General features: G+C 68.4%; 16 protein-coding genes. 13 read left to right on the forward strand and 3 right to left on the reverse strand.

Annotation, left to right across the window (positions count from 1 at the left end):
- The 12 genes from nuoF to IAI58_RS05905 all read left to right on the forward strand — a co-directional run bounded on the left by nuoF (position 1) and on the right by IAI58_RS05905 (position 14,340).
- The gene (gene nuoF, locus IAI58_RS05850) at positions 1 to 1,311 is read left to right on the forward strand and encodes an NADH-quinone oxidoreductase subunit NuoF (RefSeq protein WP_207445159.1); all 1,311 of its coding nucleotides are present in this window, start codon (positions 1 to 3) and stop codon (positions 1,309 to 1,311) included.
- A gap of 5 nt (positions 1,312 to 1,316) precedes the next feature.
- The gene (gene nuoG, locus IAI58_RS05855) at positions 1,317 to 3,377 is read left to right on the forward strand and encodes an NADH-quinone oxidoreductase subunit NuoG (RefSeq protein WP_207445158.1); all 2,061 of its coding nucleotides are present in this window, start codon (positions 1,317 to 1,319) and stop codon (positions 3,375 to 3,377) included.
- 7 nt (positions 3,378 to 3,384) lie between these two features.
- Complete coding sequence (gene nuoH / locus IAI58_RS05860) at positions 3,385 to 4,395, forward strand: NADH-quinone oxidoreductase subunit NuoH (protein WP_207445157.1); 1,011 nt, start codon at positions 3,385 to 3,387, stop codon at positions 4,393 to 4,395.
- Positions 4,396 to 4,448: 53 nt separating this feature from the next.
- Positions 4,449 to 4,937, forward strand: coding sequence for an NADH-quinone oxidoreductase subunit NuoI (gene nuoI / locus IAI58_RS05865; protein ID WP_207445156.1), 489 nt, complete (start codon positions 4,449 to 4,451; stop codon positions 4,935 to 4,937).
- 129 nt (positions 4,938 to 5,066) lie between these two features.
- A complete protein-coding gene (locus tag IAI58_RS05870) occupies positions 5,067 to 5,765 on the forward strand; it encodes an NADH-quinone oxidoreductase subunit J (protein WP_207445155.1) in 699 nt (232 codons plus the stop codon).
- Positions 5,765 to 6,073: an NADH-quinone oxidoreductase subunit NuoK gene (gene nuoK / locus IAI58_RS05875; RefSeq protein WP_207445154.1), complete on the forward strand. Its 309-nt coding sequence runs from the start codon at positions 5,765 to 5,767 to the stop codon at positions 6,071 to 6,073. The genes IAI58_RS05870 and nuoK overlap by 1 nt, the downstream gene beginning before the upstream one ends.
- Before the next feature lie 4 nt (positions 6,074 to 6,077).
- A complete protein-coding gene (gene nuoL, locus IAI58_RS05880; protein ID WP_207445153.1) occupies positions 6,078 to 7,994 on the forward strand; it encodes an NADH-quinone oxidoreductase subunit L in 1,917 nt (638 codons plus the stop codon).
- Positions 7,991 to 9,502 (forward strand): NADH-quinone oxidoreductase subunit M, encoded by a 1,512-nt coding sequence (locus IAI58_RS05885; protein WP_207445152.1) that lies wholly within the window; start codon positions 7,991 to 7,993, stop codon positions 9,500 to 9,502. Before nuoL ends, IAI58_RS05885 begins: the two co-directional genes overlap by 4 nt.
- A 2-nt stretch (positions 9,503 to 9,504) precedes the next feature.
- Entirely contained in the window at positions 9,505 to 10,929 is a 1,425-nt protein-coding gene (gene nuoN, locus IAI58_RS05890; protein WP_207445151.1) for an NADH-quinone oxidoreductase subunit NuoN, read from the forward strand.
- Positions 10,926 to 11,672 (forward strand): biotin--[acetyl-CoA-carboxylase] ligase, encoded by a 747-nt coding sequence (locus tag IAI58_RS05895; RefSeq protein ID WP_207445150.1) that lies wholly within the window; start codon positions 10,926 to 10,928, stop codon positions 11,670 to 11,672. The genes nuoN and IAI58_RS05895 overlap by 4 nt, the downstream gene beginning before the upstream one ends.
- Before the next feature lie 102 nt (positions 11,673 to 11,774).
- The gene (locus IAI58_RS05900) at positions 11,775 to 12,590 is read left to right on the forward strand and encodes a type III pantothenate kinase (RefSeq protein ID WP_207445149.1); all 816 of its coding nucleotides are present in this window, start codon (positions 11,775 to 11,777) and stop codon (positions 12,588 to 12,590) included.
- 91 nt (positions 12,591 to 12,681) lie between these two features.
- Entirely contained in the window at positions 12,682 to 14,340 is a 1,659-nt protein-coding gene (locus tag IAI58_RS05905) for a ribonuclease J (RefSeq protein WP_207445148.1), read from the forward strand.
- Positions 14,341 to 14,403: 63 nt separating this feature from the next.
- On the opposite strand, the gene IAI58_RS05910 is transcribed toward IAI58_RS05905, so the two are convergent.
- The 3 genes from IAI58_RS05910 to xseA are packed head-to-tail and all read right to left on the reverse strand — an operon-like array spanning position 14,404 to position 17,844.
- A complete protein-coding gene (locus IAI58_RS05910) occupies positions 14,404 to 15,486 on the reverse strand; it encodes a helix-turn-helix transcriptional regulator (protein ID WP_207445147.1) in 1,083 nt (360 codons plus the stop codon).
- A 13-nt stretch (positions 15,487 to 15,499) separates the two neighbouring features.
- Complete coding sequence (locus IAI58_RS05915; RefSeq protein ID WP_237182918.1) at positions 15,500 to 16,351, reverse strand: M23 family metallopeptidase; 852 nt, start codon at positions 16,349 to 16,351, stop codon at positions 15,500 to 15,502.
- A complete protein-coding gene (xseA, locus tag IAI58_RS05920; protein WP_207445146.1) occupies positions 16,348 to 17,844 on the reverse strand; it encodes an exodeoxyribonuclease VII large subunit in 1,497 nt (498 codons plus the stop codon). Before xseA ends, IAI58_RS05915 begins: the two co-directional genes overlap by 4 nt.
- Before the next feature lie 137 nt (positions 17,845 to 17,981).
- Between xseA and purD the strand changes: the two genes are divergently transcribed.
- Positions 17,982 to 19,250 carry a phosphoribosylamine--glycine ligase gene (gene purD / locus IAI58_RS05925; protein ID WP_207445145.1) on the forward strand — a complete coding sequence of 423 codons (1,269 nt, stop codon included), beginning with the start codon at positions 17,982 to 17,984 and terminating at the stop codon, positions 19,248 to 19,250.
- Positions 19,251 to 19,258 lie beyond the last annotated feature (8 nt).

The following is a 19,258-nucleotide window of genomic DNA, read 5'->3' on the forward strand; positions in this document are numbered from 1 at the left end:
ATGGCGCTCAGCGACAAGGACCGCATCTTCACCAACCTCTACGGGTTGCATCCCTGGAACCTGAAGGAGGCGATGCGCCGCGGGAACTGGGACGGCACGGCGGCGATCATCGCCAAGGGCCGCGACTGGATCATCGAGGAGCTGAAGCAGTCCGGCCTGCGCGGCCGCGGCGGCGCCGGCTTCCCGACCGGCATGAAGTGGAGCTTCATGCCCAAGTCCAATCCGGACGGGCGTCCCTCCTACCTCGTCGTGAACTGCGACGAGTCGGAGCCCGGCACCTGCAAGGACCGCGACATCATCCGCCATGATCCGCATACGCTGATCGAGGGCTGCCTGATCGCGGGCGTCGGCATGGGGGCTCATGCCGGCTATATTTATGTGCGCGGCGAGTATTTCAACGAACACGTCGTGCTGCAGGCCGCGATCGACGAGGCCTATGAGGCCGGCCTGCTGGGCAGGAACGCCGCCGGCTCCGGCTGGGATTTCGACCTCTACGTCCATCGCGGCGCGGGTGCCTACATCTGCGGCGAGGAGACGGCGCTGATCGAGAGCCTGGAAGGCAAGAAGGGCATGCCCCGCCTGAAGCCGCCCTTCCCGGCGGCGGTGGGCCTCTATGGCTGCCCGACCACGGTCAACAATGTCGAGACCATCGCCGTGGTGCCGGAGATCCTGCGCCGGGGCGCCTCCTGGTTCGCAAGCTTCGGGCGCCCGAAGAACTCGGGAACAAAAGTCTTCTGCATCCAGGGCCATGTGAACAAGCCCTGCAACGTGGAAGCCGAGATGAGCATCCCGATGCGGGAGCTGATCGAGCGCTATGCCGGCGGCGTGCGCGGCGGCTGGGACAACCTGCTGGCCGTCATCCCCGGCGGCTCCTCCACGCCGCTGCTGCCGAAGCACATCTGCGACGACGTGCTGATGGATTTCGACGCGCTGCGCGAGCACAAGACGGGCCTCGGCACCGCCGGCGTCATCGTCATGGACAAGTCCACGGACCTGATCAAGGCGATCGCGCGGCTGGCGCAGTTCTACAAGCATGAGAGCTGCGGCCAGTGCACGCCCTGCCGCGAGGGCATGGGCTGGCAGAAGCGCCTGATGGACCGGATGGTCGAGGGCCGCGCCGAGGTCGCCGAGATCGACGTGCTGGAAAGCGTCACCCGGCAGATCGAGGGCCATACCATCTGCGCGCTCGCCGATGGCGGCGTCTGGCCGGTGCAGGGGTTGATCCGGCACTTCCGGCCGATGATGGAAGAGCGTATCGCGGCCTATCACGCGAAAAAGAACGGCGGCGCCATGCCGCTGGCGGCGGAGTAACGGCCATGGCGAAGGTTACGGTCGACGGGATCGAGGTGGAGGTGCCCAACGGCGCCTCCGTGCTGCAGGCCTGCGAGGCCGCCGGCAAGGAGATCCCGCGCTTCTGCTACCATGAGCGGCTGTCGGTCGCCGGCAATTGCCGCATGTGCCTCGTCGAGGTGGAGAAGGCGCCGAAGCCGGTGGCCTCCTGCGCCTATCCGGTGGCCGATGGCATGAAGGTCTTCACGGACAGCCCGCTGGTCCGGAATGCCCGCCGCAACGTCATGGACTTCCTGCTGATCAACCACCCGCTGGATTGCCCGATCTGCGATCAGGGCGGCGAGTGCGACCTGCAGGATCAGGCGATGGCCTATGGCCGCGACGCCAGCCGTTACCGCGAGGCCAAGCGGGCGGTGAAGGACAAGTATATGGGTCCGCTGATCAAGACGATCATGACCCGCTGCATCCACTGCACGCGCTGCATCCGCTTCGCCACCGAGGTGGCCGGCGTGCCGGAACTCGGCGCCACCGGCCGCGGCGAGGACATGCAGATCGGCACCTATGTCGAGAAGGCGCTGACCACCGAGCTGTCGGGCAACCTGATCGACGTTTGCCCGGTGGGCGCGCTGACCAGCCGGCCCTATGCCTTCGTCGCCCGGCCCTGGGAACTGCGGAAGACCGACAGCATCGACGTGCTGGACGCGGTCGGCGTGAATATCCGCATCGATGCCCGGGGCCCCGAGGTCCTGCGCATCCTGCCGCGCGTCAATGAGGAGGTAAATGAGGAGTGGATGGCCGACCGTGGCCGCTTCTCCTTCGACGGCCTCAAGCGCAAGCGGCTGGACCGGCCCTGGATCCGCCAGGACGGCAAGCTGCGCCCGGCCAGTTGGCAGGAAGCGCTGGAGCATGTCGCCGGCAAGCTGAAGGGCATGGCGGGCGACCGCATCGGCGCCGTGGCCGGCGACCTGGTGGATGTCGAGAGCGTCTTCGCGCTGAAGTCCCTGATGGGCCAGCTGGGCTCGCAGAACCTGGACTGCCGGCAGGACGCCGCGCGGATCGACGGCACCCGCCGCGACCATTACCTCTTCAATTCCGGCATCGCCGGGATCGACGAGGCGGATGCGCTGCTGATCATCGGCAGCAATCCGCGCAAGGAAGCGCCGGTGCTGAACGCGCGCATCCGCAAGCGCTGGGCTTCCGGCGCCATGCCGGTGGCCCATATCGGCCCGCGCGACATCGACCTGACCTATAACGCCACGCATCTGGGAGAGGGGGCCTCGGTCCTCAACACCCTGCTCGACGGCAGCCACGCCTTCGCCAAGGTGCTGGGCGAGGCCAAGCGGCCGATGATCATCCTGGGCCGTGGCGCCGTGGCGCGCGAGGACGGCGCGGCGGTGCTGGCGGCGGCCTGGGCGCTGGCCAACCAGGTCGGCGCGCTGACGCCGGAATGGAACGGCTTCAACATGCTGCACCTCTTCGGCGGGCAGGTGGGCGCGCTGGATGCCGGCTTCCTGCCGGGGCCGCAGGGCCAGGATCTGGCTGGGATGCTGAGCGGCGGCGTCGATGCGCTCTGGCTGCTGGGCGCCGACAGCTTCGACCCCGCTCTGATCGCCCCGGGTGTCTTCGTGGTCTATCAGGGCCACCACGGCGACCGCGCGGCCGCCCGCGCTGACGTCATCCTGCCCGGTGCCGCCTATACCGAGAAGGAAGGCACCTATGTCAGCACCGAGGGCCGTGTGCAGCGCGGCCGGCTGGCCATCTTCCCGCCCGGTGAGGCGAAGGAGGACTGGCGCATCATCCGCGCGGCCGGCGCCGCGCTGGGCGTGAGCCTGCCCTTCGACACGCTGGAGGATGTGCGCGCCGGCATGGTGGCCGCGAACCCGGTCTTCGGGCTGGTGGATGGCCGCATCGCCGGTGGCGCGCGGGATACCGCCGGCCCGCAGGCCGGGGGCACGCTCTCCGACCAGCCCTTCCGGGCCAGCCTGACCGACTACTGGCAGGCGGACAGCATCAGCCGCGCCTCCGAGGTGATGGCGGAGTGCAGCCGCATCTATAACGCAGCGCCGATGGCGCAGGCCGCGGAGTAAGGGGACGATGGACGGTTTTCTCAGCTCGCCCATCGGCGTCCTGGCGATCACCATCGCCCAGACGCTGGCCATCCTGGTGCCGCTGCTGATCGCGGTCGCCTACATGACCTATGCCGAGCGCAAGATCATGGCGGCGATGCAGCTGCGCGTCGGCCCGAACGTGGTGGGGCCCTTCGGCCTGCTGCAGCCCTTCGCGGATGCCGCGAAGATGCTGCTGAAGGAGACGATCATCCCCTCCGGCGCCAACCGGGCGCTGTTCATCTTCGCGCCCATGCTCACCTTCATCCTGGCGATGGTCGCCTGGGCGGTGATCCCGGTGAACGAGGGCTGGGCCATTGCCGACATCAATGTCGGCATCCTCTACCTCTTCGCCATCAGCTCGCTGGGTGTCTACGGCATCGTCATCGCGGGCTGGGCGTCGAACTCGAAATACGCCTTTCTGGGCGCGCTGCGCTCGGCGGCGCAGATGGTCTCCTACGAAGTCTCCATGGGCTTCGTCATCGTGACGGTGCTGCTCTGCGTGGGTTCGCTGAACCTGACGGAGATCGTGCTGGCGCAGAAGACGGTATGGTTCTTCATCCCGCTCTTCCCGATGTTCATCATCTTCTTCATCTCGACGCTCGCCGAGACGAACCGCACGCCCTTCGACCTGGCGGAAGGCGAGTCCGAGCTGGTGGCCGGCTTCATGGTGGAATATTCCTCCATGACCTACGCCCTGTTCTTCCTGGGCGAATACGCCAACATGTTCCTGATGTCGGCGATGACGACCACCCTGTTCCTGGGTGGCTGGCTGCCGCCGGTGGACATCGCGCCCTTCAACTGGGTGCCGGGGCCGCTGTGGTTCATCCTGAAGGTGTGCCTGTGCATGTTCACCTTCGTCTGGGTGCGCGCGACCTTCCCGCGCTACCGTTACGACCAGCTGATGCGCCTGGGCTGGAAGGTCTTCCTGCCGATCAGCCTGGTCTGGCTGGTGCTGACGGCCTTCGTGCTGAAGCTCGCCGGGTGGCTGCCGGTATGATCCGACTTGTCGAAACGAAGGGCGCGGGCTACCCCCGCGCCGCGAGGTGACACATGGCGACGCTGGACCGCGCGGCCTATAGCCTGCTGCTGACCGAACTGGTCTCGGGCATGGCGCTGACGCTGAAGTATTTCTTCAAGCCCAAGGCTACGCTCAAATACCCGAATGAGAGGCTGGCGCTTTCGCCCCGCTTCAAGGGGGAGCACGCGCTGCGTCGCTACCCCAATGGCGAGGAACGCTGCATCGCCTGCAAGCTGTGCGAGGCCGTCTGCCCCGCCCTGGCCATCACCATCGAGGCCGAACCGCGTGACGATGGCAGCCGCCGCACCACGCGCTACGACATCGACATGACGAAGTGCATCTATTGCGGCCTCTGCGAGGAAGCCTGCCCGGTGGATGCCATCGTCGAGGGGCCGAACCTCGAATTCTCCACCGAGACGCGCGAGGAGCTGATCTACAACAAGGAGAAGCTCCTCTCGAACGGCGACCGGTGGGAACCGGTGCTGGCCAAGCGTCTGGAGCTGGACGGGCCTTACCGCTGAGTTCAGGGCGGGGAGGGCTGGCCGCCCCTCTCCGCCGCGATCCCTCGCGGCCCCGTCCCCTGCTCGGGCGGATCTCTGTCTCTTCTGGAACGGTGCCATGACGCTGCAACAGCGCGGGGGTGGGGTGCGATGATCGCGGCTCTTGCCTTCTATGTCTTCGCGGCCATCCTGATCGCCAGTGCGGTCATGGTGGTGACCAGCCGCAACCCCGTCCACAGCGTGCTCTATCTGATCCTGGCGTTCATGAACGCCGCGGCGCTGTTCCTGATCGCGGGGGCCGAGTTCCTGGCGATGATCCTGGCCATCGTCTATGTCGGCGCGGTCGCGGTCCTCTTCCTCTTCGTCGTCATGATGCTCGACATCGACTTCGCGCAGCTGCGCTCTGGCTTCCAGCGCTACCTGCCCTTCGGTGCCATCATCGGCGGCATCCTGCTGCTGGAGCTGCTGTTCGTCTATGGCAGCTGGCAATTCGCGGATGATGCCGGGGCGCTGCGGCTGAACGCCATGTCCGGGGATGCCGGCACCAATACCCAGGCGATCGGCCGCATCCTCTATACGGACTACATCTTCCTCTTCCAGGCCTCGGGCCTGATCCTGCTGGTGGCCATGATCGGCGCCATCGTGCTGACGCTGCGCGAGAAGGCGCCGAACAGCCGGCGCCAGAACATCGCCGTGCAGGTGGCGCGGGCCGAGTCTGTGCCGCTGCAGAACGTGGCGGCCCGCAAGGGCCTGGGCGAGCTGGGCATCCGCCGCCCCGCGCTGCCGGAGGAAGCCAAGCCCAAGGCTGTCGCGCATGACGACCATGGCCATGGCGGGGGGCATCACTGATGACCATCGGGCTCGGGCACTACCTGACGGTCAGTGCCATCCTCTTCGTTCTGGGCGTCCTCGGGATGTTCCTGAACCGCAAGAACATCATCGTCATCCTGATGTCGCTGGAACTGATCCTGCTCTCGGTGAACCTGAACTTCGTGGCCTTCTCGGCCGCGCTGCAGGACCTGACGGGGCAGATCTTCACCATGTTCGTCCTCACCGTGGCGGCCGCCGAGGCCGCCATCGGCCTGGCCATCCTGGTGATCTACTTCCGCAACCGCGGCAGCATCGCCGTGGACGACGTGTCCACGCTGAAGGGCTAGGCGCATGTATATCGGTGCCATCTTCTTCCCGCTGGTCGGCTCGATCATCGCTGGCCTCTTCGGCCGGCTGATCGGCGACAAGGCGGCGCAGTGGGTCACGGTCTTCTTCATGGCGCTCGCCGCCATCTGCGGCCTGGCCAATTTCGCCAATGTGGCCCTGGGCCATGCGCCCACCACGATCGATCTGGGCACCTGGATCGATGTGGGCGGACTGCAGGTCTCCTGGGCGCTGCGCTACGACACCATCGCCGCGGTGATGGTGGCCATGGTCACGCTCATCTCGACCATGATCCACGTCTATTCCGTGGGCTACATGTCCCACGACCCGACGACGCCGCGCTTCTTCAGCTATCTCTCGCTCTTCACCTTCATGATGCTCATGCTGGTGACGGCGGATAACCTGGCCCAGCTCTTCTTCGGCTGGGAGGGCATCGGCCTCGCGAGCTACCTGCTGATCGGCTACTGGTACGAGAAGGAAAGCGCCAACCGCGCGGCGATGAAGGCCTTCATCGTCAACCGCGTGGGCGACCTGTTCTTCATGATGGGCATGGCGCTCACCTTCTGGACCTTCGGCACCATTGAGTTCGACGGCATCTTCCAAGGTGTCGAGGCGGCGCGGGAGCAGACCATCGGCGGCATCCCGTCGCTGGAGCTGATCGCCTTCCTGCTGTTCGGTGGCGCCATGGGCAAGTCGGCGCAGATCGGCCTGCACACCTGGCTGCCGGACGCCATGGAGGGCCCGACGCCGGTCTCCGCCCTGATCCATGCGGCGACGCTGGTGACGGCGGGCGTCTTCCTGATGGCGCGCATGTCGCCGGTCATCGAATACGCGCCGCACGCGCTGGCCTTCATCACCTTCATCGGCGCCACGACGGCCTTCTTCGCGGGGACGATCGGCTGCGTGCAGAACGACATCAAGCGCGTCATCGCTTACTCGACCTGCTCGCAGCTCGGCTACATGTTCATCGCGGTGGGCGTCGGCGCCTATCAGGGCGCCATCTTCCACCTCTTCACCCATGCCTTCTTCAAGGCGCTGCTCTTCCTCTCGGCCGGCTCCGTGATCCACGCGATGTCGGATGAGCAGGACATCCGCAAGATGGGCGGCATCTGGAAGAAGATCCCGCTGACCTACGCCATGTTCTGGATCGGCAGCCTGGCGCTGGCGGGCATGCCCTTCTTCGCCGGCTACTATTCCAAGGACTTCGTGCTGGAGGCCGCCTTCGCGGGCCATGGCTGGACCGCGACCTATGCCTTCGCCATGGGCATGATCGCGGCGCTGCTGACCGCCTTCTACTCCTGGCGGCTGATCATCCTGACCTTCCATGGCAAGCCGCGCGCCGACCATTACGTGATGGAGCATGTGCATGAGAGCCCGGCGGTCATGATGGTGCCGCTGCTGGTGCTGGCGGCCGGCGCGCTCTTCGCCGGCGCGCTCTTCGCCCCGTATTTCGTGGGCCATGACTGGATGGCCTTCTGGAACGGCTCGATCGTCAACCAGCCCGGCAACCACATCATGCACGACGTGCATGAGGTTCCGTCCTGGGTGCCGCTGGCGCCGACGGTGGTGGGCCTGGCCGGCATCGCGATCGGCTATGTCTTCTACATGTTCGTCCCGGCCATCCCGGTGCGGCTGGCCGCGACCTTCCCTGGCCTGTACCGCTTCCTGCTGAACAAGTGGTATTTCGACGAGCTGTACGACGCCATCTTCGTGCAGCCGACGCGCCGCCTTGCCTCCTGGCTGTGGAAGGTGGGCGACGCCAAGGTCATCGACGGCATGCCCAACGGCGTCGCGGCCCTGACCGCCGACGCGGCGGGCCGGGTCTCGCGCTTCCAGAACGGGCGCGTGGCCAACTATGCCTTCACGATGATCATCGGCCTCGTCCTCTTCGTCAGCATCTTCCTGTTCGGGATCGGTCGATGAACGCCGCGGGTTTCCCCCTGCTCTCGCTGCTCACCTTCCTGCCGCTGGTGGGCGCGGGCATCCTCCTCTTCATCCGGGGTGAGGAGGCGGTCGTCGCCTCTAACGCCCGCTGGACGGCCCTCTGGACCAGCCTGATCGTCTTCGGGTTGTCGCTGATCCTGTGGTTCAGCTTCGACAAGTCGACCGCCGACTACCAGTTCGTCGAGCAGATGGCCTGGATGCCGGAATTCGGCCTGGGCTATCACATGGGCGTGGACGGCATCTCCGTCCTCTTCGTCCTGCTCTCGACGCTGCTGACGCCGATCTGCATCCTGGCCTCCTGGGAGGCGGTGCAGACCCGGGTGCGCGAATACATGATCGCGTTCCTGGTGCTCGAGACGATGATGATCGGCATGTTCGCCTCGCTCGACATGCTGATGTTCTACATCTTCTTCGAGGGCGTGCTGGTGCCGATGTTCCTGATCATCGGTGTCTGGGGTGGCGCGCGGCGGGTCTATGCCGCCTATAAGCTGTTCCTCTACACGCTGCTCGGCTCCCTGCTGATGCTGCTGGCCATCCTGACCCTCTGGTACATGGCCGGCACCACCAGCATCCCCGCGCTGGCGAACCTGCAGATCCCGCAGAACGTGCAGATCTGGATGTTCCTCGCCTTCTTCGCCTCCTTCGCCGTGAAGGTGCCGATGTGGCCGGTGCACACCTGGCTGCCGGACGCGCATGTCGAGGCGCCGACGGCGGGCTCCGTCATCCTAGCCGGCGTGCTGCTGAAGATGGGCGGCTATGGCTTCCTGCGCTTCAGCCTGCCGCTGCTGCCGCAGGCGACGGAATGGTTCGCGCCGCTGATCTTCGCGCTCTCCATCATCGCCGTCATCTACACCTCGCTGGTGGCGATGGCGCAGGAGGACATGAAGAAGCTGATCGCCTATTCCTCCGTCGCCCATATGGGCATCGTGACGCTGGGCATCTTCGTGCTGAACCACCAGGGCCTCTCGGGCGCCATCTTCCAGATGCTGTCGCACGGCATCGTCTCCGGCGCGCTCTTCCTCTGCGTCGGTGTGGTCTATGACCGCGTCCACTCGCGTGAGATCGCGCGCTACGGCGGTGTGGCCAAGGTGATGCCGGCCTATGCCGTGCTCTTCATGCTCTTCACCATGGCCTCCGTGGCGCTGCCGGGCACGGCGGGCTTCCCGGGCGAGTTCATGGTGCTGGTGGGCGCCTGGCAGGTGAACCCATGGGTCGCCTTCCTCGCCGGCTTCAGCATGATCCTGGGCGCCGCCTATATGCTCTGGCTCTATCGCCGCGTCCTCTTCGGCAATCTCACCAAGGGCGAGATCAAGTCCCTGCTGGATCTCAGCCCGCGGGAATACCTGACCTTCGCGCCGCTGGTGCTGCTGACGATCTGGATGGGCATCTACCCGTCTTCCTTCACCTCGTTCTTCGATGCCAGCGTCACGGCGCTGCTGGCGCGGCATGAAGCCGCCCTGGCCCTGCCGCGTCTGGCGGGGATGTGACCATGGACAGCTGGACTCTCATCCTCCCCGAGCTGGTGCTCTCCGTGGCCGGCCTGCTGGCGCTGGTCGGCGGCGTGATCCCGAAGCGCGACACCAACTATGCCGTGAACATGGGCGTGCTGGGCGCCTTCCTGCTGGCGGGCCTGCTGGTGCTGATGCAGCCGGAAGGCACCGCCTATGCCGGCCAGTATGTGTCGGACGCCTTCACCCGCTTCACCAAGCTGCTGGTGATCGCCGGCGCGGCGCTCGGCCTGCTGCTGGCGCTGGACTGGAACGTCAAAGAAGGCCTGGCGAAGTTCGAATATCCGGTGCTGCTGCTCTTCAGCACCGTGGGCATGATGATCATGCTCTCCGCCAACGACCTGATCGCGCTCTATATCGGGCTGGAGCTGCTCTCGCTCTCGCTCTACGTCGTGGCCGCCTTCGACCGCGACAATGCGCGCTCCTCGGAAGCGGGCCTCAAGTATTTCGTGCTGGGTGCGCTGGCCTCGGGCCTTGCGCTCTATGGCTCCAGCCTGGTCTACGGCTTCGCCGGCTCCACCAATTTCGACCGCATCGCCGATGCGGTGGGCGTGACCGATGGCGCGCCCTTCGGGCTGGTGGTCGGACTGGTCTTCGTGCTGGCGGCGCTGGCCTTCAAGGTCTCGGCCGTGCCCTTCCATATGTGGACGCCCGATGTCTATGAGGGCGCTCCGACGCCGGTGACGGCCTTCTTTGCCTCGGCGCCCAAGGTCGCGGCGATCGGGCTGCTGACCCGTGTGGCCGCGGGGCCCTTCGGGGATCTGGCGGCCGAGTGGCAGCAGGTCATCATCCTCTGCTCGCTGGGCTCCATGATCCTGGGCGCCCTGGCGGCGATCGGCCAGAAGAACATCAAGCGGCTGATGGCCTATTCCTCCATCGGCCATGTCGGCTACGCGCTGATGGGCCTGGCCGTGGGCAGCGAGCTGGGGGTGCGCTCCCTGCTGCTCTACATGGCCATCTACCTCTTCACCAATGTCGGCGTCTTCGCGGTGCTGGTGGCGATGCGCCGGCAGGGCCGGGCGCTGGAGGGCGTGGATGACCTCGCCGGGCTGGGCCGCACGGACCCGGCCATGGCGCTGGCCATGACGGTCTTCATGTTCTCCATGGCCGGCATCCCGCCGATGGCCGGCTTCTTCGGCAAGTATTTCGTCATCGGCGCCGCCATCCAGGGTGGCTATATGACGCTGGCGGTGGTCGGCGTGCTGACCTCGGCCATCTCCGCCTACTACTACCTGCGTGTCATCAAGGTGATGTATTTCGACACCGGCATCGGCGCGCTGGATGCACGGCCGGCCAGCCTCTCCGTCATCCTGGCGGGAACGGGGCTGTTCACGGTCTTCTTCTTCGCCTTCCCGGCGCCCTTCCTGGCGGCGGCCCAGGCCGCCGTCGCGGCCCTGGTTGGGTGACGCCGGCTGCGGGACGGCGTCCCCCCGCCGGGGGATGGCGCCTCGCCATCCATGACGAACTGGCCAGCACGCAGGACCTCGTGCTGGCTGCCGCCCAGGGGGGGGAGCCCGAGGGGCTCGCTGTCCTGGCCCGCCGGCAGAGCGCCGGGCGCGGCACCCAGGGGCGGGCCTGGTCATCCCCCGAAGGCAACCTCTTCATCTCCATGCTGCTGCGCCCCGGCGGACCGGCCCTGGCCCTGCCGCAATGGAGCCTGCTGGCCGGCGTCGCCCTGGCCGATACGGTGGCCGAGGTGCTGCCGCCCGATGCCGCCCTCCGCCTGAAATGGCCGAACGACCTGCTGCTGAATGGTGCCAAATGCTCCGGCATCCTCTCCCAGGGCGGGGTGGATGCGGCGGGCAGGATCGACTGGGTCGTCATCGGCATCGGCGTGAACCTGGCCATGGCGCCCGCCCTGCCGGACCGGCCGACCATCAGCCTCATGCAGGCCGGCGCCGTGCCGCAGAACCCGGTCGCCTTCGCCTGGCGGCTGCTCGCATCGGTGGATCTGTGGCGGGCCCGCGGGCTGGCCGCGGTGCGGAAGGCCTGGGTCGCGCGGGGGCCGGCGCCGCAGACGCCGCTGCATCTGCGCCAGGGTGGCCGGGCATTGCAGGGCGGCTTCGCCGGGCTCGACGAACAGGGCCGCCTCCTGCTCTCCACCCCCGAGGGGCTGTTGCCCGTCGCGGCCGGAGAGGTGCTGGGCTAGGAGCCTCTGGCTTTGCCATAAAAATGCTGCGGTGCCGCGCTGCTCCGGCAACGGGCGCCGCGTCCGGGATTTTAAACCACAACCCCGATGGGAGGGGAACTGATGCTGCTCGCTATCGATGCCGGCAATACCAATGTCGTCTTCGCGATCCATGACGGGACCGAATGGCGCGGCCGCTGGCGCATCGCCATGCGGGCCGACCGCACCAGCGACGAATACGCCGTCTGGCTGCTGACGCTTCTGGGCCATATCGGCATCCGCCCCATCGAGATCGAGCGTTGCGTCATCGGCACGGTGGTGCCCGCCGCCCTCTACAACCTGCGCCGCCTCTGCCGGGAATGGTTCTCCTGCGAGCCGCTGGTGGCACGGGCGCCGCTGGACTGGGGATTCCCCATCCGGGTCGACAACCCCGAGGAGGTCGGCGCCGACCGGCTGCTGAACGCCCTGGCCGCCCATCACCACTACAAGGGTCCGCTTGTGGTCATCGACTTCGGGACCGCAACGACATTCGACGTCGTGGATACCGATGGCGCCTATCTCGGCGGGATCATTGCACCCGGCATTAATCTTTCAATCGAGGCGCTGCATCGCGCGGCGGCGCGGCTGCCGCGCATCGGCATCGGCCGTCCCCAATCCGTGATCGGCCGCAGCACCGTTCCGGCGATGCAATCCGGCATCTTCTGGGGCTATGTGGGTCTCGTGGAAGGAATCATCACCCGGATCCGCGCCGAGTTCGGCGCCCCGCTCAAGGTCATCGGCACCGGTGGCCTGGCGCCCCTCCTCGCTGAGGGCACACCGGTGATGGAGTACACCGCCCCCGATATCACCTTGGAAGGGCTCCGCCTGTTGGCGGATCGCAACCCCATCCCCATTTTCCATCGTACGAGTTTGCCCGATCTGCGGGCCGAGAATGACTGAGATGGCTGCCGGATGCCGCGCCCGTCCGCAGGCGCACCCGGGGCCTCTCCGATGAGACCGACGGCTTGAATAACTCTGACTGTGAGACTCTATGAACCTGATCACTGGCGACCTTGCCTTCATTCCGCTCGGCGGGGCGGGCGAGATAGGCATGAATCTGAACGTCTATCGTTGCGACGGGCAGCTTCTGGCGATTGACTGCGGCATCGGCTTCGGGGGTAACGATAATCCCGAGGCCGAGGTGATGACCCCCGATCCCGCCTGGCTGGCGCAGCGGCGTGACAAGCTGGTAGGCATGGTCATCACCCATGCCCATGAGGATCATGTGGGCGCGGTGGCGCATCTCTGGCCGCAGCTGCGGTGCCCCGTCTATGCCTCGCCCTTCACGGCCTCCGTCCTGCGCCGCAAGCTGTCCGAGGCGAATCTGGCCCATCAGGTGCCGCTGCACATCATCCCGCTGGGCGGGCAGGTGCAGCTTGGCCCCTTCGACCTGACCTTCATCCGCGTCACCCATTCGGTGCCGGAGCCGCAGTCGATCGCCATCCGCACGCATTACGGCACGGTGCTGCATACCGGCGACTGGAAGCTGGACCCGGACCCTCTGATCGGCCAGCCCGCCGACCTGGACGCCTTCGCCCGGCTGGGCCAGGAAGGCGTGCTGGCGATGGTCTGCGACAGCACCAACGCCATGGTCGAAGGCAGCGCGGGCAGCGAGGCCGAGGTGCGGCGCAACCTGGTGCCGCTGCTGCGGCCGCTGAAGGGGCGGGTGGCCATCACCTGCTTCGCCACCAATCTGGCCCGCGTCGAATCCATCGCATTGGCGGCGCAGAAGGTCGGGCGCCGGGTCGCGCTCTTCGGCCGCAGCCTGCGTAATGTCGAGGCATCGGCGCGCGAATGCGGCTACCTGCAGAGCATCCCCTCCTTCATCAGCGAGGATGAGGCCGATGACCTGCCGGATAACGAGCTGCTGATCATCTGCACCGGCAGCCAGGGCGAGGAGCGGTCGGCGATGGCCAAGATCGCCGCCGATACCCATCCCCGCATCTCGCTGGGCGAGGGGGATACCGTCATCTTCTCCTCCCGCATGATCCCCGGGAACGAGAAGGCCGTGCTGCGGATGCAGGATGAGCTGACGCGTGGCGGCTGCAAGGTCATGACCGCCGACGACCACATGGTCCATGTCTCCGGCCATGCCTGCCGGGATGAGCTGCGCAAGCTCTATTCCCTGGTGAAGCCGCGCTATGCCGTGCCGGTGCATGGCGAGTGGCGCCACCTGCAGGAACACGCCTCCCTGGCGCGGGAGATGGGCAGCACCCCGATCCTGGTCGAGGATGGCGATATGCTGCGCCTCGCCCCCTTGTCCGGCAATGGGGCGCCGGATGTGGTGGAGGGCGTTCCCACCGGCCGCCTGGTGGTGGATGGCGAGCGGCTGCTGCCGCTGGATGGCGCCGTGCTGGGCGCGCGGCGGCGGATGCTCTTCAATGGCATCGTCGTCGCCTCCCTGGCGGTGGACCGGTCCGGCCGCGTCATGGGCACGCCGCAGGTTTCCGCCCCCGGCCTCTTCGATATGACGGATCATGAGCCCGAGCAGCTGGCCGCCGATCTGGCGCGTAGCGTGACGGAACTGCCCGCCAACCTGCGGGCCGAGGACGACACGCTGCGGGAAGCGGCGCGCGCGGCGCTCCGCAAGGCGCTCGGCCGCCGGCTCCGCAAGCGCCCGAGCGTCGAGGTGCATCTGCTGCGGGTCTGAGCGGCCGCGCCCCGGCCGGCCGGAAGCGCCTGACCGGGGCGAGGCGGGGCGGATGGCCGCCCCCTATCGCTGGCCGGGAGGAATGCTGCCGGCCAGCAGCCCCACCAGCGCCGCCTGCCGCGGCAGGCCGGTCTTGGTCAGCACGGCGGCGATGTGCTTGCGTATCGTCTCGACGGAGATACCGAGGCTCCGCGCCAGTTCCTCCGCCGTGCGGCCGGTGCCGATGCCATGGGCCACACGGGCCTCGGCCGGGGTGAGGTCGAAGAGGCCCTGGATCACCTCGGCCGCTACCACCGTGCCGTGCCGCACCGGTGTCAGCACCAGCAGCGCCATGGCCTGGCTGAAGACATCCCGCGCCGCGCCCCGCACGGGCACCAGATGCGCCACCATCGGCGGCCGCTCCTGGGTCGCCGGCAGGGGGATGGAACGCGGGCCGGATCCGTCCCCGGTCCGCATGGCCATCAGGGCGGCGGTCAGCGACAGATCGGCGATGCGGTTGGACAGGACCAGCCGCTCCTGCCGGTCCTGCAGCACGGCGGGCACCAGCTCTGCCAGGAAGCTGTTGATGGCCAGGCCGCGTCCGGCGGCGGAGATCATGGCGGCCGGCAGGCCCAGCATCTCCAAGGCCACGACGGCGGCATTCGCCCGCTCCAGCCGCAGCCGTGCCGAGAGCAGGGCCGCGCGTGCCAGATGCGGGCGCAGGATATCCAGCTTGGCGATGGCGGTCTCCGGCACCGGCCCGTCATCCCGCCCGCGCTCCACCGTCAGGATCAGCTGGTCGCCGGAGGGCGGGTTGATCACCGTGCCGGCGCACCAGCCCAGCCCATGCTGGTGCAGGAACTCGCGGTGGAAGCGGCTCCTGGCCAGTTCTTCCGGCGTATAGAGATGCTGGTCGCCCAGGAAGCCAGCATGATGCCTGGCGATTCCGCGCGCGGCGCGGTCGTTCATGTCCCAGGCCTTGGTGGTGACGAAGGCGTGGAACATCTCCTCCAGGCCGGGGGAGACCATCCAGCGCACCGGCCCCGGCCCGGCGTTGAACAGCGTGGCGCCGCGCGCGCCTGTCAGGCCGGAGAGGGCTTCGAAAACGGACTGCCAGCCCGCCGGGTCCAGCGCGGCTTCGTAGATTAGGTCCGTCAGCCTCTCCATGGCCGTGTCGCTCCTACGTGGCTTGAAGCACTAACGCAGGATCCAGCGCGGTGGAGAACCAATTGAACCCGAGATGCAGATGCGGCCCCGTCACCCGCCCGGTGGCGCCGACGGCGCCGATGCGCTGCCCCTGCCGCACCATCTCGCCCTCCGCCACGTCGATGGCGGAGAGATGCGCGTAGAGGCTGGCGATGCCGTGGCCGTGGTCGAGGATGACGGTGTTTCCCGTGAAATACAGCGGAGCTGCCAGCGAGATGCGGCCACCGGCCATGGCCACGACCGGCGTGCCGGTGGGAGCGGCGATATCCAGCCCGAGATGCGGTGCCCGCGGCTCGCCGTTCAGGATGCGCTGGCTGCCATAGACGCCGCTGATGCGGGCACGCGCCGGCCAGGCGAAGGGGCCGGCGAAGAAGGGCAGGTCGCTATCCACGGCGCGGGCGGCGGCGATGCGCTTCCGCTCGGCCTGGATGCGTGCCAGCTGCTGGGCATTGGGGGAGACCATGGCCGGCGGCAGCCCGTTCAGCCGCTGGATATCCCATTCGCGCGTGGCAATCGCCAGGTCGCGTGTCTCGCTGCGCCCGTCCGGCGCGGTGGCGACCAGCCGGGCGCCCGGCCCCGCGTCCCGCGCGAAGCCGAGGGCGAAGCGGCCATCCGGCCCGACCCGCACGGGCTTGCCATCCAGGGTGACGCGGCTGCCCGGCGCCACCTGGCCCAGGGCCAGCCCGCCCTGGGTCAGCCCGTCGGGGCCGATCTCCAGCGCCGGACCCGTGGTGGCGGAGGCGGCCCGCGCCGCCTGCCGGGCGCAGGATGGTAGCCCTGCCAGCAGCAGCGGCAGCGCCAGGAGGTGGCGGCGGGGCAGGGTCACAGCAGAGAGCCTTGTTCCGGCTTGGGAGCGGGTTTCGTGCGCTTCGGCGCGAGCGGCGCCGCTGGTCCCGGCGGGGCCGCGCTGCCATCGGTGGTGGTGGCGTTCAGCGTGCCGTCCTGCAGGGTGATGGACAACAGCGCGCCGGGGGCGACCCCGGCGGCGCGGGTGACGGGATGCCCCTCCGCAGTGCGGATGAGGGCGAAGCCGCGCGCCAGCACGCCCTGGTAGGATGCACCCTCCAGCCGCGCGCCGAGGCCGGAGAGATGCAGCCGCGCCTCCCGCAGCCGGGCCGCCATGCCGGCGGCGGGATCGGCGATCCGGGCCAGGCGCGCATGGCGCTGGTCGGTCAGCCGCTGCAAGGCCGCGCGGGCGCGGGTGTCGAGATGGGAGAGGCTGTGGCGGTGGCCCGCCAGCGTCTCCCGCGGGTGGGGCAGGCGGGGGGCGATGGCGTCCAGCGTGCCGCGCTTGCGGGCCAGCAGCGCCATGGGCGCCATCTGCAACCGCTCCGCCCGGTCATCCAGCCGCTGCCGCGCGGCGCCCACCAGCCCTGGCAGGTCGGGCATCCGCGCCTCCACGCGGGAGAGGCGGAGGCGCGCATGGTTCAGGCTGGCCTGCCCGCAGGAGAGCAGGCGCGCGGAAGTCTGGTCCAGCGCCGCCATCAGCTCCACCCGCGCCGGCACGGCCAGTTCGGCGGCGGCGGTGGGGGTGGGCGCGCGCCGGTCTGAGGCGAGGTCGATCAGCGTCGTATCGGTCTCGTGCCCGACGGCCGAGATCAGCGGGATCGGGCAATTGGCGGCGGCGCGGACGACGATCTCCTCGTTGAAGGCCATCAGGTCCTCCAGGCTGCCGCCGCCGCGCGCCACGATCACCACGTCAGGGCGCGGGATATGCGGGGGCAGCCTGCTGAACCCCTCGATGGCGGCGGCGATCTGCTCCGCAGCGCCCTGGCCCTGCACCGGCACGGGCCAGAGCAGGATGTGGCTGGGGAAGCGCCGCGCGATGGTGGTGCGGATATCCTGGATGACCGCGCCCTTTTCCGAGGAGACCACGCCGATCACGCGGGGCAGGCGGGGCAGGGGGCGGCGGCGGGACTCGTCGAACAGCCCCTCGGCCGCGAGCCTCTTGCGCAGCGCCTCCACCCGGGCCAGCAGCGCGCCCTCACCGGCATATTCCAGCCGGTCGATGATCAACTGGTAATCGGACCGCTCGCCATAGGCGGAGACCTTGCCGGTGGCGATGACCTCCACCCCGTTCTCGGGCTTCAGGGTCAGGCGCGGCACGGCGAAGCGCCAGATGATGGCACGGATCTTCGCGCCTTCGTCCTTCAGCGCCAGATAGATGTGGCCGGAAGGATAGGCCTTCAGCTCGGTGATCTCGCCACGCACCCGCACGCGGCCGAACTCGCCCTCCAGCGTGCGTTTGATGGCACCACTGATCTCGGAGACGGTGAATTCGGGGGCGTTGGTGCGCGGGGCTTCGGCGGCGGTGTCCATCCTTTCCAGTATGGGCCGATGCCGCGCCGCTGGCGAGTTCTCCGGCTGCTCACGAAGCCTCCAGCAACCGGGCGGGGCTGACGCGGCGGGCGGGTCATGCTAGCGGCTGCCCGAATTCCGGTAGGGGTGCGGCTGCGATGAAGGTGCTTCTGGTGGGCGGCGGTGGCCGCGAACATGCCCTGGCCTGGGCGCTCTCGGCCTCTCCGCTGCTGACCAAGCTCTGGTGCGCGCCGGGTAATGCCGGCATCGCCGAGGTGGCGGAATGCGTGGCCATCGGCGCCGAGGATGTGCCGGGGCTGCTGAGCTTCGCCAGGGAGCAGGCCGTGGACCTGGTGGTGGTGGGGCCCGAGGCGCCGCTGACCCTGGGCCTGGCCGATGCCTGCGCCGAGGCCGGGCTGCGCTGCTTCGGCCCCAGCGCCGCCGCCGCGCGCCTGGAGGGCAGCAAGACCTTCACGCGGGAGGTCACCACCGCCGCCGGCGTGCCCGGCGCCGAATGGGCGCAGTTCGAGGATGCCGATGCCGCCCGCGCCTATCTGCGGGAGAAGGGCGCGCCCATCGTGGTGAAGGCCGATGGCCTGGCCGCCGGCAAGGGCGTGGTGGTGGCGCAGACGATGGAGGAGGCCGAGGCCGCCATCGCCGACATCATGGAAAGCCGCGTGCATGGCGAGGCTGGCGCGCGCATCCTGCTGGAGGAATGCCTCCTCGGCCAGGAAGTCTCCTTCTTCGCGCTCTGCGACGGCACCACGGCGCTGCCCATGGCGGCCGCGCAGGACCATAAGCGCGTGGGCGATGGCGATACCGGGCCGAATACCGGCGGCATGGGCGCCTATTCCCCGCCGCCCGCCTTCACCCCCGCGCTGGAAGCCGAGGTGATGGAGCGCATCGTGCGGCCCTCCCTCGCGGAGATGGCGAAGCGCGGCACGCCCTTCCGCGGCGTGCTCTTCGTCGGCCTGATGCTGACCGAGGAAGGGCCGAAGCTGATCGAGTTCAATGTCCGCTTCGGCGACCCGGAATGCCAGGTGCTGATGCTGCGCCTGCAGTCCGACCTGCTGGCCGCGCTGCTGGCCGCCTGCGATGGGGAGCTTGACCGCTTCTCCCTGCGCTGGTCGGACGAGGCCGCCATGGTGGTGGTGATGGCCGCCCGTGGCTACCCCGGCAGCTATGTGAAGAACACCGTGATCGAGGGGCTGGAGGATGCCGCCCGCATCCCCGGTGCCCAGGTCTTCCATGCTGGCACGGCGCGGCGGGAGGATGGCGCGCTGATCGCCACCGGCGGGCGGGTGCTGGGCGTGGCCGGCACAGGGGCGACCCTGCAACGGGCCCACGACGCCGCCTATGCCGCCGTCGATGCCATTCGCTGGCCGGAGGGCTTCTGCCGCCGCGATATCGGCTGGCGAGCGCTATAGCCGGCCGC

This window comes from Roseomonas marmotae, assembly GCF_017654485.1.
Classification (GTDB): domain Bacteria; phylum Pseudomonadota; class Alphaproteobacteria; order Acetobacterales; family Acetobacteraceae; genus Pseudoroseomonas; species Pseudoroseomonas marmotae.

What these genes read in the sequence shown, in the direction of transcription:
- nuoF (WP_207445159.1), top strand. Translation starts at nt 1, where the DNA reads ATGGCGCTCAGCGACAAGGACCGCATCTTCACCAACCTCTACGGGTTG.
- nuoG (WP_207445158.1), top strand. Translation starts at nt 1,317, where the DNA reads ATGGCGAAGGTTACGGTCGACGGGATCGAGGTGGAGGTGCCCAACGGC.
- nuoH (WP_207445157.1), top strand. Translation starts at nt 3,385, where the DNA reads ATGGACGGTTTTCTCAGCTCGCCCATCGGCGTCCTGGCGATCACCATC.
- nuoI (WP_207445156.1), top strand. Translation starts at nt 4,449, where the DNA reads ATGGCGACGCTGGACCGCGCGGCCTATAGCCTGCTGCTGACCGAACTG.
- IAI58_RS05870 (WP_207445155.1), top strand. Translation starts at nt 5,067, where the DNA reads ATGATCGCGGCTCTTGCCTTCTATGTCTTCGCGGCCATCCTGATCGCC.
- nuoK (WP_207445154.1), top strand. Translation starts at nt 5,765, where the DNA reads ATGACCATCGGGCTCGGGCACTACCTGACGGTCAGTGCCATCCTCTTC.
- nuoL (WP_207445153.1), top strand. Translation starts at nt 6,078, where the DNA reads ATGTATATCGGTGCCATCTTCTTCCCGCTGGTCGGCTCGATCATCGCT.
- IAI58_RS05885 (WP_207445152.1), top strand. Translation starts at nt 7,991, where the DNA reads ATGAACGCCGCGGGTTTCCCCCTGCTCTCGCTGCTCACCTTCCTGCCG.
- nuoN (WP_207445151.1), top strand. Translation starts at nt 9,505, where the DNA reads ATGGACAGCTGGACTCTCATCCTCCCCGAGCTGGTGCTCTCCGTGGCC.
- IAI58_RS05900 (WP_207445149.1), top strand. Translation starts at nt 11,775, where the DNA reads ATGCTGCTCGCTATCGATGCCGGCAATACCAATGTCGTCTTCGCGATC.
- IAI58_RS05905 (WP_207445148.1), top strand. Translation starts at nt 12,682, where the DNA reads ATGAACCTGATCACTGGCGACCTTGCCTTCATTCCGCTCGGCGGGGCG.
- IAI58_RS05910 (WP_207445147.1), bottom strand. Translation starts at nt 15,486, where the DNA reads ATGGAGAGGCTGACGGACCTAATCTACGAAGCCGCGCTGGACCCGGCG.
- xseA (WP_207445146.1), bottom strand. Translation starts at nt 17,844, where the DNA reads ATGGACACCGCCGCCGAAGCCCCGCGCACCAACGCCCCCGAATTCACC.
- purD (WP_207445145.1), top strand. Translation starts at nt 17,982, where the DNA reads ATGAAGGTGCTTCTGGTGGGCGGCGGTGGCCGCGAACATGCCCTGGCC.